The organism is Streptomyces sp. NWU339 (assembly GCF_003143855.1).
Taxonomy (GTDB): domain Bacteria; phylum Actinomycetota; class Actinomycetes; order Streptomycetales; family Streptomycetaceae; genus Streptomyces.
In genome coordinates this window covers 170,768-182,674 of the sequence record NZ_QFRK01000004.1, presented here as the reverse complement: position 1 = coordinate 182,674, position 11,907 = coordinate 170,768, and the positions used below count along the sequence as shown (strand labels likewise).

Genomic DNA, 11,907 nt, shown 5'->3' with positions numbered 1-11,907 from the left:
GCGCGGACCGATCCTTCCTCGGAGTCGTCGACCCCCGCCCATGAGCCCGTGACGGATCTTTCCGACCTGCCGCCCCTCTGGTCCGTGCCCCGTGTCCTCGCGCTCCGGCCCGCGGTACCGCTGGTGACGGCACTGGCGCTGTGGCTGTACGCGGTCCGGCACACCGACGTGTCGCACCTCGACGACTACGGCCTGGTCACCGCGCTCCACCCGAGCTTCTGGGCCGGCCTCGCCGTGCTCACCGCCGGTTTCTGGTTCACGGCCCGCGACCGGCGGCGGTCCGGCGGCTGGCCGGCTGCGTACGTGCTCGGTCTGCTGGTGATGGAGCGGGCCACCCAGGCCGTGCTCTACCCGACCCCGCTGTACGCCTGGGCGTGGAAGCACGACGGCGTCGTCGACCACCTGCTGACGGCCGGCGGGCTCCAGAACGCCGACCAGGTCGGTGACATGGCGGTCTACGACCAGTGGCCTGGCTTCTTCGCCGCGCAGGCGGCGTTGGTGCGTCTGCTGGGCGTGGACTCGGCGGCGATGTACATGGCGTGGTGGCCGCTGGCGTCCAGCCTGATGCTGCTGCTCCCGCTGCTGCTGGTCTACCGCACCTTCACCGAGGACCGGCGGCTGATCTGGACCGCGGTCTGGCTCTTCTACGTCGCCAACTGGGTGGGCCAGGACTACTTCTCCCCCCAGTCCGTCGCCTTCGCGCTGCATCTCGGCGTGCTGGCCGTGGTGCTGCGCAGGTACGGCCGTTCCGGCGCGGGCGGCGGGCGGCGCGGGCAGGCCGTCTGGACCGCCCTCGTCACCCTGCTGGTGACGGCGATCGTCATCTCGCACCAGCTCACACCCGGCATGCTGGTCGTGTCACTGCTCGCGCTGTGGCTGCTGCGCCGCCACCGGGACTGGGTTCCGGTGGCCACCACGGTCGTCATCTTCCTGGCCTGGTGTCTGACGGCCGCGCTGCCCTTCCTGTCCGCCGCGCTGCCGGACATGATCCGCGCGGTGGGCGACGTCGGCGGCAACGTCGAGACGGGGTACGGCACCACCCCGACCGGCACCGGGGCGGTGGCGACCTCGTGGGCGGCCCGGCTGCTGTCGGGTTCGGTCCTGCTGCTGGCGGCGGCCGGAGTGTGGCGGCAGCCCGTGCTGCGGTACCGCGCGATGCCGTTGCTGGTGATCACGGCGGCGCCGCTGCCGATGTTCGTGGCGAGCAGCTACGGCAGCGAGATGATCTTCCGGGTGCTGATGTTCATGCTGCCCGGCGTCGCCTTCTTCGGTGCCGCCGCACTGCTGCCCAAGGTGCGTACCCTCGCCGCCACCGAGGCGGCGGCGGAGGCGGAGGCCGAGGCCCGCCGGAAGGGCGAAGCCCGTGCGCGCCACGGCTTCGGCTTCCGTACCGGCTTCGGCGTCCGGGTCTGGGGCCCGCTGCTGGTGCTGCTCGCCGGGACCCTGGCGTTCGTCCCGAGCTACTCGGGCAAGGACAGGATCAGCTACTTCCCGCCGCAGGAGGTGGCCCTGGTGCGGCAGCTCTTCGACGAGGCGCCCGAGGGCTCGCTGGTCGTCGCCGCCAACCGCAACTACCCGCTCGCCTACGCCTCGTACGGGAGGGTCGACCACTACTGGTTCCTCGAGGACGACCGGAGGCACGTCGACGAGATCGTGCGGGACCCGGCCCGCACCCTCGCCACCGACATGGCCGGGGTGGAGCGCCCCGCTCGAGCCTACTTCCTGTTCACCCGGAGCCAGTTGGCCAACTCCGAAATGAACGGGCAGCTCACCGGGGCCCAGCTGGACCGCGTCCGGGAGTCCGTCGCCGGGTCGCCGCGGTTCCGGCTGGTGGCGGAGACCGGTGCGGGAGTGGTCTACGAGCTGAGACAGGGGGAGGCCGGAGCAGGGGAAGCCGGAGCAGAGGGGGCGGAGCGATGACACCGCAGGACTTCGTGATCAGGATGCTCCCGCCGTTCGGCGGCTGGCTGGCGCTGGCCGCGCTCGCCCTCCCCGGCGGATCGCCGCTGCGGGGTGCGGCCGTCGTCGTCTTCCTGGCGGCGGGGCCCGGCGCCGCCCTGGTCGGCCTCTGCGGTCCCGCCCTGCGCACGCGCGCGGCGCGGGGGCCCGTCGAGCGGCGCGACCCCGACTTCGCCCGCCACTCCGACCTGCTGGAACGACTGATGCTGGTCGTGTTCGTCAGTATCGGCGCGGTGATGATCGTCGCGACGGCGCTGATCGCCACCCATGCCTTCAGCGCGCAGCGGGTGCTGTTGGCCCTGACGCTGCTGACCACGCTCGCCGCGTTCTTCCCGCGGCTGCGTGCCTCCCCGCCGAGGACACGGAAGGGTTCCGTCCTGTGAGGTTCGCCCGTCCCTTTCACCGTATCGCCGCCGCTCTGCGCCGCGCCCGGCGCTCCACCGGCACGAACACCACCGCGCACCCGGGGCCCGGCCCCGGCACCGGTCGGCACCGCACACCCGGAACCAGGCCGGCCGCGAACCGCCGACGGCCGTTGATCACCTCCGCCGTGGTCGTCTGCGCGGTGCTGGTCGCCGTACTCGCGCTGCGCGACGCCTCCGGGCCGTCCGGCTCGGAACCCTCCGGAATGGGCGAGGAGTGCCGGCCCACGGAGCTGCTCGAACCGCCGTGCGGCGCCTGGTTCGGGGCGTTCGTGCCGCACGAACGGGCCGACCTGGAGAACAGGGTGGAGGCCTACGAGCAACGAGTGGGCCGCAAGCTCGACATCGTGTACACGTACCACGACATGTCCCTGCCCGAAGGCACCCGCAGGGAGGGGCAGTTGCTGAGCCCGGAGGAGCAACGGGTCGGCAAGGACCGCATGCTGCTGCTGTCCTGGGAGAGCAAGTGGTGGGGCGGCACGAAGGAACAGCAGCCGACGTGGCAGGAGATAGCCGACGGTGACCTGGACGCGACCGTGATCGACGTCCAGGCCCGGCGCGTCAAGGACTACGGGCAGCGCACCGGGAAGAAGGTCTTCCTCTCCTTCGACCTGGAGATGGACACGCGCACCCCGGACAACGGCACACCGGCCCAGTACGTGAAGGCGTACCGGCACATCCACGACCGGTTCCGGGAGCTGGGCGTGGACAACGTGGTGTGGACCTGGATCATCACCGGGTACCTGAGTCACGGTGACCTGTTCAAGGGGATGTACCCGGGGGACGAGTACGTCGACTGGATCGGCTACAACCAGTACAACTACTACCGCTGCCACAAGACGAAGTGGCTGACCTTCGAACAGACCCAGACGGCCACGCACGACTGGATACGCGAGAACATCTCCGCCGACAAACCGCTGATGCTCTCCGAGTTCGGCTCGGCGGCCGACGACTCGCGGTCGGAGCGGCAGGCCGAGTGGTATGCGCGGGTACCGCCCGTACTGAAGGGGCTGGACGGGGTCAAGGCCGCGCTCCAGTGGAACCACCGTGATCCCGGACCGCACTGCGATCTGGCCGTGGCCAACGAGGCGGCGTGGGAAAGCCTGCGCGAGGTGGTGTCCGACCCGTACCTGAACCAGCCGACGAAGTGACGTGACCGGGCGGTCGCCCCGACACGGCCGGAGCGACCGCCCGGTCCGTTCAGCCCGCGAACTCCGGTCCGCGCAGGGCCGCTCGGGCGTGCCGGTACCAGCGCCAGCCGATCGTCTTCGGGCCGTCGCGGTAGGGGGCGACCCGGGCGCCGCCGCCCGCCAGCCAGGTGGCGACGTCGGCGACGGTGTGGCCGCGGCGGACGATGAGGCGGGCGATGCGGTAGCGCTCGTCGCGGTCCGAGCTGAGTGCGTGCCGTACCGCGGTCGCCGTCTCGTAGCCGACGCGGGACGCCATGGCCCTCACCCGAGGGCTGTTGTAGCCGTGCGGGTAGGCGAGGTGGGGGACGGGACGGCCGAGGGTGTCCTCCAGCGCGGCCTTGGAGTCGACCAGTTCGGCGCGCAGCTGCCCGGCGGTCAGTGTGTCCAGCTGGGCGTGGCTGACCGTGTGGCTGCCGATCTCCATGCCGGAACGTTCCAGCGCCGCCACCCGGTCCAGGGTCATCATCGGCGCCGGCGGGAGCAGGCTGCGGCCGCCCGGGGTGATGGCGCCGGTGGTGAGGTACGCGGTGGCGGGCAGGGCGCGTTCGGCCAGTGCCTCCGCGGTGGGGCCGGGCAGGTCCGCGAAACCGTCGTCGAAGGTGAGGAGCACCGGCCGGGGCGGCAGCGGCGCGCGCCCGGCCAGATGGTCGGCGAGAGCGCTGATGGTGACGGGCGTGCGGCCGCTGTCCACGACGGCGTCCAGATGGGCCGCGAACTCCCGGGGCGTGACGGTGAACTCGGCGATCCAGCCGGGCGGATCGTCCATCACGGCGTGGTAGAGGAACACGGGGATGGCCGCCGGACCCCGCGACGACGCCGTCATCTCGTCCCCCTCCCCGTCCGGCTCCCTGCCGCCCGCCGGGCCCGCAGATAACCGACCGGGCCGTACAGCATCCCCTTGCGCTGCAGGCGCGAGAGGCGACGTGGCCATGGATGCGTGCGGGCGTCGTGGTCGCCCGGCGCGGCCCCCCGGTCACCGGGGACACCGGCGTCACCGCCGTCGCCCCCGCCGCCGGTGTCCCGTACGGCGGTCAGCCCGCGGGCGTGGGACAGACCGCGGGGCACCCGGGCGAGGAACGCCGTCAGCAGCGCGGGCCGGTTGACCAGGATCGCGGTGAGGTAGGCGGTGAGTCCGGCGCCGTAGCCGAACGCCTGGGTCTCCAGGTCGGCCCAGGTCTCCCGGTGGTGGTGCCACACCAGCGCGCCGGGCGTGTAGTGAAGCCTGTGTCCCTGGGCGAGGACCCGGACGAACCCGTAGAGGTCGTCGCCGCCCCAGGCGGGCGTTCCGGCCCCGGTGGCCGGGTCGAAGCCGCCGACCCCGCGCAGCACCTCCGCACGGAACGCCATGTTCGCGCCGGAGCCGAACCGGCCCGCAGTGAAGGGGAACAGCGGCTCGTCGCGGGGCGGGTCCTTCGGGTCGTACGTCGTCGGGGTGAACCCCTTCGCGAAACCGCCGTGGCTCTCCAGCAGGACCTGGGCCGGGGTGCGGAGCCGGGCGGGCAGGATCAGGCCGGTGGCACAGCCGAGCCCGGGGTCGGAGGCGAAGGGCGCGGTCAGCTCGGTGAGCCAGCGGGGGTCGGCGACGACGTCGTCGTCGGTGAACGCGATCACCTCGCCGCGGGCGGCGGCGAGCCCGGTGTTGTGCGCGGTCGCGAGCCCGGGGACCGGCTCGCACACGTACCGCACGCGCTCCCCGTACTTCCGCTCCACCAGGTCACGCGTCTCGTCCGACACGGGCGCGTTGTCGACGACGACGACCTCGAAGCCCGGATGGTCCTGCGCGAGGATCGAGTCGAGCGCGCGGGCAAGCTGTCCGGCCCGCTCCCGGGTGGCCACGACGACCGAGGCGCGGGGCGGCGGCGGTCCGGCGGCCACGGACCTCTCCGCGCCCTGCCCCTGTCCTCGCCCCTCCGCCGGTTCCTGCTCGTGCGCCCGCCGTGCGAGCGCCGCCAGGACCGTTGCCGGATCGGCCCCCTCCGGCACCCGCCCCAGCAGCGTGCCCACCGGTCGGCCTGCCTGCCTGACCAGTACGAACACCTCTCCGTGCGTCACCGGTGGGCTGCCCGGACCGGGTCTGAGGGCGGTCTCCTCACCGTTCAGGTCCAGTTCGGCGACCTGAACCGCTCCGATGTCCAGGAACCGCCGTATCTCCTGCTGCGTACGTGCCGTGCGGGCCACGAGCCCTCCCCTTCTCATGAACGGTCCTCATGAACGGTCCTCGCGAACTGTCCTCACGAACGGCCCCTCATGACCGGCGCAGCCGCCCCGCCCCCTTCAGCGCCCGCGACGCCAGCGACGCGAGGCGCGGGTGGGCGCGGACGAAGCCGTGCGCACGGCGTACGGGCTCGCGGCGCAGCAGGTGCAGCGCGGCGCCCAGGCCCGGACGCATCGCCTCTCCTTCGTAGACGGCGAGTTCGCCCGTCTTCAGCGAGTCCTTGTACTCGGCCGGGCCGCGCCCCATGTCGAGCAGGCCGATGCCCTCGCCGGCCGCCGCCTCGGCCATGCGCAGATGCAGCACGAGCCCCGGCGAGTACTTCGCGAACTCCACGTCGTACGCCGGGAACCAGCAGGCCAGGACCGAGGCCGAGCGCAGGCCGAAGTGCGCGGCGACGGGGCGGTCCCCGGCGTACAGGACGGACAGCGTGCCCGTGCACTCCGGTGCCCGGGTCTCGGCCAGGCGGCCCACGAGCCGCGTGATCCACTCCTGCGCGAACCGGTCGCGCCGACCGGTCCTGCGGTACTGGGCCGACTTCCACTCGATGAGAGCGCGCAGCGCGGCCGGTTCGCGTTCGTCGAAGACGAACCGCACCGGTCCGGCCGCCTGACGGCCGAGCCTGCGCTCCTTGGCCAGTGTGGTCTTCAGGAACTTCGGCGACTGGGTGCGCAGTACGGACTCGTAGGTCTCGTAGCCCTTCTCCACGTCGATGACATAGGTGGCGTGCTCCTCAGCCGCGTGCGGGACGAACAGGGCCTGGTTCGCCTCCAGGTTGTCGAAGGCGAAGCTCGACACCGAGCAGGCGCGCAGCAGTTCACCGGTCTCCGGGGCGAGGCCCGGACGCAGGACGGCGCCCTGGCAGTCCGACACCCCGAGCCCGATCGCCCGGCCCTGCCCCAACGCGCCCCGCTCGTAAGGCAGGAAGCCGGCCGGTTCGGCGGACGTCCCCTCGTACAGGACCGCCACCCGGGCCTGCGGCCGCACCCGGGACACGGCGGTGGCGAACTCCGGTTCCATGAAAGGGCTGCGTGGTGCGTCCGTCGCGGCGCGCAGCTCACGCCAGCGTTCCCGCTCCCCCTCGCCGAGCTCCTCGAGCCTCAGCACACGTGTGCGTCCACTGCTCACCTGACCCCCCGATCAAGTCCCCCCTGGACTCTTGGAAGGTACCGCCCGGGACCACCAGGACGGTAGGTAGCGGACCATGTTGTTGCCAAGTGGTGCAGAGGCCTTTAACAGGTTCGTACCCGGTGATGACGGAAGCGGCCGGGCGCGCGGTCGTGGTGGAGCGGTCGCGCGGCGACGGCCCGGCGGTGTGGCGCGAAGGATAAGGGGTGCGGGAGTGCGGACGGAGACGTTCCGGACGAGGGTGAGTCGGGTGGGCGTGGTGTCCGTATTCTCTGATCATGGCCGCACCCACCGATTGTTCACTCATCGCCACCGACCTGGACGGGACGCTGCTGCGCGGCGACGACTCTCTCTCCGACCGGTCTCTCGCCGCACTGGCACTGGCGACGCGGGCCGGTGCCCGGCATCTCGTGGTGACGGGCCGTCCGGCGCCCGGAGTGCGGCCGCTCCTGGAGCGGCTGGGGAGCACGGGGCTCGCGGTGTGCGGACAGGGCGCGCAGGTGTACGACGCCGGCGCGAACCGGCTGCTCCACTCCGTCACGCTGGACCGGGAACTGGCGGAGACCGCGCTCGGCAAGATCGAGGCCGAGGTGGGGGAGGTGTACGCCGCGGTCGACCAGGACGGGATCGACGGACTCACCCTGATCGAGCCGGGCTATCGGATGCCGCACCCGACGCTGCCCGCCGTGCGGATCGGGCGACGGGACGATCTGTGGGTCCTGCCGATCACCAAGGTGCTGTTGCGTCACCCCTTCCTGAGTGACGACGAGTTGGCGGCGACGGCGCGTTCGGTGGTCGGTTCGCTGGCCACGGTCACCATGTCGGGGCCGGGCACCGTGGAGCTCCAGCCGTGCGGTGTCACCAAGGCGACGGGGCTGGCGCTGGCCGCCGAGCACCTGGGGCTGAGCCGGGAACGGACCGTCGCCTTCGGCGACATGCCCAACGACGTCCCGATGTTCCGCTGGGCGGCCCACGGTGTCGCCATGGCCAACGCGCATCCCGAGCTGAAGGCGGTGGCCGACGAGATCACCACGACGAACGAGGACGACGGCGTGGCCGTCGTCCTCGAGCGGTTGTTCGGCGGAACGGACGGGGCGGGGCGGGACGGCACGCGTCCTGACACGTGCCGTCCCGGCCTCCGCCCCGACGGGTGACCCCGTGGGCCGGGTGTGCCCCGGTGCGCCCGGACGTCTCAGTAGGCGCCGAAGACGTTGTCGATCGAGCCGTAGCGGTCCGCCGCGTAGTTGCAGGCCGCCGCGATGTTCGCGACCGGGTCGAACGGGTCGAAGGCCGTGCCGGGCACGTGGTACGCCTGGAAGGTCGGGTCGATGACCTGCAGCAGGCCCTTCGACGGGGTGCCGGCGACGGCGTTGGAGTCCCACAGGTTGATGGCCTGCGGGTTGCCGGAGGACTCGCGCATGATGTTGCGGTGGATGGAGTCGTAGCTGCCGGGAATGCCGTGCTGCGCCATGATCGACAGCGACTCGCGGATCCAGCCGTCGAGGTTGTCCGGGTACGCCGTCTCGGTGCCGGCGGCGGCCGGGGCGGACGACACGGGGGTGGCGGGAGCGGCGGAGGCGCTGGTGGCGCCGAACACCGGAAGGGCGATCGCGGCCACGCCGGCGACGGCGAGGGAGCGGACGAGGCGGGTGCGGCCGAAGCGGCGCTGACCGGATGCGGGCATGGCGGGCATGTGTGCGTTCCTCTCCTACGCCTACGAGGTGAGCTGTCGGGTTCGGGCGGGAGAGTGCCCGGCCGCGCCCCTGAGGGCATGGCTTCACCCCGAGCCGTCCCGGTGCGAACCGGTCCGGCGACTTACCTGGGTCCCCCGCTCCTGCCGTGCGTGAGTGAGTTGATCGACGGGTGGCGCGGGCGGCGGCAGGATTCGGCGTCCGCCCGACAGGCCGGGAACGTATGCGAGAGCACATGTCGGGAACAAGTGCGAGCGTCACGTATGGCGCTGTTTGATCTTGTCTTGGGCTATTTGGGGTACTTGATCCTTTGCGAGTGCCAACGGTCAACTCGCGTTCGGTGGAAGGGAAGTGGAAGGGAAAGCGCCCGCGCAGGGAGTCGTGGACGTGCCGGGATGCGCGTGACCGACCTCACTGGCCGCATCGTGCGGGCGCATTTGCCGCCAACGGGAATCCGTTTGACAATTGCGGCAAATCGGGCAGCGGGGCGGGCAGGATGGATCGAGCGCCGAGATGTGGCTCGGCGCACGCCCGGCGCGCGGACGGGATGCGTCCGGAAAGTTGGCAAATGTCCATTGCTGTCAACTGATCGGAAACGATCTGATGGTGATCCGATATCGGAGGGTGCCGTGAGGTGCCGTCCGCGCGTGCTTGGGTGAGTTTGGGGAATGTGGGTGCTGGCGGTGATCGAAACATGACCGGATACGCTGACTCGAGTGATGTCAGCGACCTATCGACAACCAGCGACCTATCGGTAAACGGTGCAAGACGTCTGAGCGCCAGTGGACACCAGCAGACAGGAGACCCCTCGTGACCGTCGTCGGGCCATTCGGGCTGAGCGTGCGGGACCAGGCTCTGGAAGCCGATGTCCGGGCCGGGATGACGGCTGTCGAGGAAGGGCTGCTCGAGGCCACCAAGAGTGAGGTCCCCTTCATCACGGAGGCCGCTCAGCACCTGGTGCGGGCCGGCGGCAAGCGGTTCCGGCCGCTGCTCGTGATGCTCGCCGCCCAGTTCGGCGACCCCTACGCGCCCGGCGTCGTACCGTCCGCCGTGGTCGTGGAGCTGACCCACCTGGCCACGCTGTACCACGACGACGTGATGGACGACGCGGGTGTGCGGCGCGGGGTGCCCAGCGCGAACACCCGCTGGGGCAACTCCGTCGCGGTCCTCACCGGCGACTTCCTCTTCGCGCGCGCCTCGCACATCCTGGCCGACCTCGGGCCGGAGGCCGTACGGGTACAGGCGGAGGCGTTCGAGCGGCTGGTCACCGGTCAGATCCTGGAGACCGCGGGGCCGCAGGACGGCCGCGATCCGGTCGACCACTACCTGGACGTCCTGGGTGGCAAGACCGGCTCACTGGTCGCCGTCTCGTGCCGGTTCGGCGCCATGATGTCCGGCGCGGACGACACGGTCGTGGACGTGCTGACCCAGTACGGCGAGCGGCTCGGGATCGCCTTCCAGCTCGCCGACGACGTGCTGGACGTCGCCTCCGACTCCCACGAGTCCGGCAAGACCCCGGGCACCGATCTGCGCGAGGGCATTCCGACCCTGCCCGTGCTGCGGCTGCGCGAGCGAGCGGCCCGGCTGGGCCTGCCCGAGGACATCGCGCTGTGCGAGCTGCTGGACTCCGACCTCAGTGACGACGGCCGGCACGCCGAGGCGCTGCGACTGCTGCGCGCGCACCCCGCGCTGGAGCAGGCCCGCCGGGACACCGTGCGCTATGCGCAGGAGGCGCGCGCGGTGCTGGCACCTCTGCCGGAGTGCGAATCGAAGACGGCCCTGGTCGAACTGTGCGACGCGGTGGTGCACCGGGCCGGCTGACCCGCCGGCCGACTCCCCGACCCCTACTGGTCGGGGGGAGGAAACACCTCCTCGTGTCATACCGCAGCAGTACACGGAGTTGAGTCCGGGGTCTGACGCTTCCTCTTGCGGTGTTTGGTCAGATGGACCATGACGGACACCACTCCTCACCGATTCGGGTGAGAATGGCGGCTCAGGACGTGACTGGTGCGAGGAACACGAGACGCGGGCCGCCGCCGACCACGGAGGTAAGGCACACATGGCACCGTACGAATCCGACGACACGACGACCGCGGGGGCGACCCGCGAGCCGGGCGCGGGCCGGCGCAGGGCCGCGCGGTACGTCGTCCCGGTCACGGTGATGGGAGTGGCGGCCGCGACCATCGGGCTCGTCCCCGCGATCGCGAACTCCGGCGACCCGGACCTGCCGGAGATCACCGCCGCGCAGCTCATCGAGAAGATGGCCGAGTCGGACACCGAGCGACTGTCCGGCACCGTGAAGATCACCACCGACCTCGGACTGCCGGACCTCGGCGGCCTGGAGAGCAGCCTGGCCTCCGGCGCCCTGGACCGCGGCGAGGGCGGCTCGTCCGCCGACCCGTCCGCCAAGCTCACCGAGCTGGCCTCCGGTACGCACACCCTGCGCGTCGCGGTCGACGGCCCCGACCGGCAGAAGGTGTCGCTGCTCGAGAACGCCGCCGAGTACAGCCTGATCCACAACGGCAAGGACGTCTGGGGCTACGACAGCGCGTCCAACGAGGTCTACCACGGCACCGTCGACGAGTCCGCCGAGGGCGAGGGCCGGGAGCAGCAGCCCCCGGCCACGCCGAAGGACTTCGCCGAGGAGGCGCTGAAGGCGGTCGACGCCACCACGTCCGTCACCGTCGACGGCACCGCGCAGGTGGCCGGCCGCGACGCCTACAAGCTGGTCGTCAAGCCCAAGCAGTCCGGTTCCACGGTCGGCGCGATCAGCATCGCGGTGGACCACCGGACCGGGACGCCGCTGAAGTTCACGCTGACCCCGGCGAGCGGCGGTGCCGCCGTCGTGGATGTCGGCTTCACCAAGGTCAGCTTCGACCGGCCGGCCGCGTCGACCTTCGACTTCACCCCGCCCAAGGGCGCCAAGGTGACCGAGGAGGGCGCCCTGGAGGACGGGAAGAAGGGCAGGGAGCTGACCGGCAAGCCGGAGGGCGCCCCGAAGTCCGAGGAGGACCTCTCCAAGGGGCTCGACGGGCTGAAGGTGCTGGGCGAGGGCTGGAACTCCGTCGCCACCTTCGACACCGGCGCCGAGGGGGGTCTGCCGACCGGCGCCGAGGGCGGTGACCTCGGCGGTTTCCTCGGCTCGCTCGGCGACCAGGTGAAGGGCGAGTTCGGCACGGGCACCGTGTTCAGCACCCGTCTGGTCAACGCCCTGGTCACCGAGGACGGCAAGGTCTACGTCGGTGCCGTCACGAAGGACGCGCTGGTGAAGGCCGCCAACGAGGCGAAGTAACAGGGGAAGCAAC

At 71.6% G+C, this 11,907-nt stretch carries 10 protein-coding genes and 1 riboswitch; of the genes, 6 read left to right on the top strand and 4 right to left on the bottom strand.

Translation table 11 applies throughout. The features are described 5' to 3' along the window. The first annotated feature begins 48 nt into the window (after positions 1-48). Genes DIZ27_RS07280 through DIZ27_RS07270 form a run of 3 tightly spaced genes read left to right on the top strand, consistent with a single transcriptional unit; the run spans position 49 to position 3,532 of the window. Entirely contained in the window at positions 49-1,920 is a 1,872-nt protein-coding gene (locus tag DIZ27_RS07280) for a glycosyltransferase (RefSeq protein WP_109377472.1), read from the top strand. Beyond that, positions 1,917-2,342 carry a hypothetical protein gene (locus DIZ27_RS07275; RefSeq protein ID WP_109377471.1) on the top strand — a complete coding sequence of 142 codons (426 nt, stop codon included), beginning with the start codon at positions 1,917-1,919 and terminating at the stop codon, positions 2,340-2,342. The genes DIZ27_RS07280 and DIZ27_RS07275 overlap by 4 nt, the downstream gene beginning before the upstream one ends. Then, positions 2,339-3,532: a glycoside hydrolase family 26 protein gene (locus tag DIZ27_RS07270; RefSeq protein WP_258308282.1), complete on the top strand. Its 1,194-nt coding sequence runs from the start codon at positions 2,339-2,341 to the stop codon at positions 3,530-3,532. The genes DIZ27_RS07275 and DIZ27_RS07270 overlap by 4 nt, the downstream gene beginning before the upstream one ends. Before the next feature lie 49 nt (positions 3,533-3,581). Here DIZ27_RS07270 and DIZ27_RS07265 read toward each other — a convergent pair whose 3' ends face one another. Genes DIZ27_RS07265 through DIZ27_RS07255 form a run of 3 tightly spaced genes read right to left on the bottom strand, consistent with a single transcriptional unit; the run spans position 3,582 to position 6,890 of the window. Continuing rightward, positions 3,582-4,394: a polysaccharide deacetylase family protein gene (locus tag DIZ27_RS07265; RefSeq protein WP_258308281.1), complete on the bottom strand. Its 813-nt coding sequence runs from the start codon at positions 4,392-4,394 to the stop codon at positions 3,582-3,584. Then, positions 4,391-5,767, bottom strand: coding sequence for a glycosyltransferase (locus DIZ27_RS07260; RefSeq protein ID WP_181383416.1), 1,377 nt, complete (start codon positions 5,765-5,767; stop codon positions 4,391-4,393). Before DIZ27_RS07260 ends, DIZ27_RS07265 begins: the two co-directional genes overlap by 4 nt. Positions 5,768-5,816: 49 nt before the next feature. Then, the gene (locus DIZ27_RS07255; RefSeq protein WP_258308279.1) at positions 5,817-6,890 is read right to left on the bottom strand and encodes a GNAT family N-acetyltransferase; all 1,074 of its coding nucleotides are present in this window, start codon (positions 6,888-6,890) and stop codon (positions 5,817-5,819) included. Positions 6,891-7,189: 299 nt separating this feature from the next. On the opposite strand from DIZ27_RS07255, the gene DIZ27_RS07250 reads away from it, so the two are divergent. Beyond that, positions 7,190-8,065, top strand: coding sequence for an HAD family hydrolase (locus DIZ27_RS07250; protein WP_109377469.1), 876 nt, complete (start codon positions 7,190-7,192; stop codon positions 8,063-8,065). 38 nt (positions 8,066-8,103) lie between these two features. Here the strand turns inward: DIZ27_RS07250 and DIZ27_RS07245 are convergent, their stop codons facing one another. Then, entirely contained in the window at positions 8,104-8,595 is a 492-nt protein-coding gene (locus DIZ27_RS07245) for a transglycosylase SLT domain-containing protein (RefSeq protein ID WP_109377639.1), read from the bottom strand. 12 nt (positions 8,596-8,607) lie between these two features. After that, positions 8,608-8,771, bottom strand: a riboswitch (cyclic di-AMP (ydaO/yuaA leader). Positions 8,772-9,412: 641 nt separating this feature from the next. Between DIZ27_RS07245 and DIZ27_RS07240 the strand changes: the two genes are divergently transcribed. Next, entirely contained in the window at positions 9,413-10,423 is a 1,011-nt protein-coding gene (locus tag DIZ27_RS07240) for a polyprenyl synthetase family protein (protein ID WP_109377468.1), read from the top strand. Positions 10,424-10,661: 238 nt separating this feature from the next. Next, positions 10,662-11,894, top strand: coding sequence for an outer membrane lipoprotein carrier protein LolA (locus DIZ27_RS07235; RefSeq protein ID WP_109377467.1), 1,233 nt, complete (start codon positions 10,662-10,664; stop codon positions 11,892-11,894). Positions 11,895-11,907 lie beyond the last annotated feature (13 nt).

Coding starts and splice junctions, on each gene's coding strand:
- DIZ27_RS07245 (WP_109377639.1), bottom strand. CDS start 8,595: ATGCCCGCATCCGGTCAGCGCCGCTTCGGCCGCACCCGCCTCGTCCGC.
- DIZ27_RS07235 (WP_109377467.1), top strand. CDS start 10,662: ATGGCACCGTACGAATCCGACGACACGACGACCGCGGGGGCGACCCGC.
- DIZ27_RS07260 (WP_181383416.1), bottom strand. CDS start 5,767: ATGAGAAGGGGAGGGCTCGTGGCCCGCACGGCACGTACGCAGCAGGAG.
- DIZ27_RS07250 (WP_109377469.1), top strand. CDS start 7,190: ATGGCCGCACCCACCGATTGTTCACTCATCGCCACCGACCTGGACGGG.
- DIZ27_RS07275 (WP_109377471.1), top strand. CDS start 1,917: ATGACACCGCAGGACTTCGTGATCAGGATGCTCCCGCCGTTCGGCGGC.
- DIZ27_RS07265 (WP_258308281.1), bottom strand. CDS start 4,394: ATGACGGCGTCGTCGCGGGGTCCGGCGGCCATCCCCGTGTTCCTCTAC.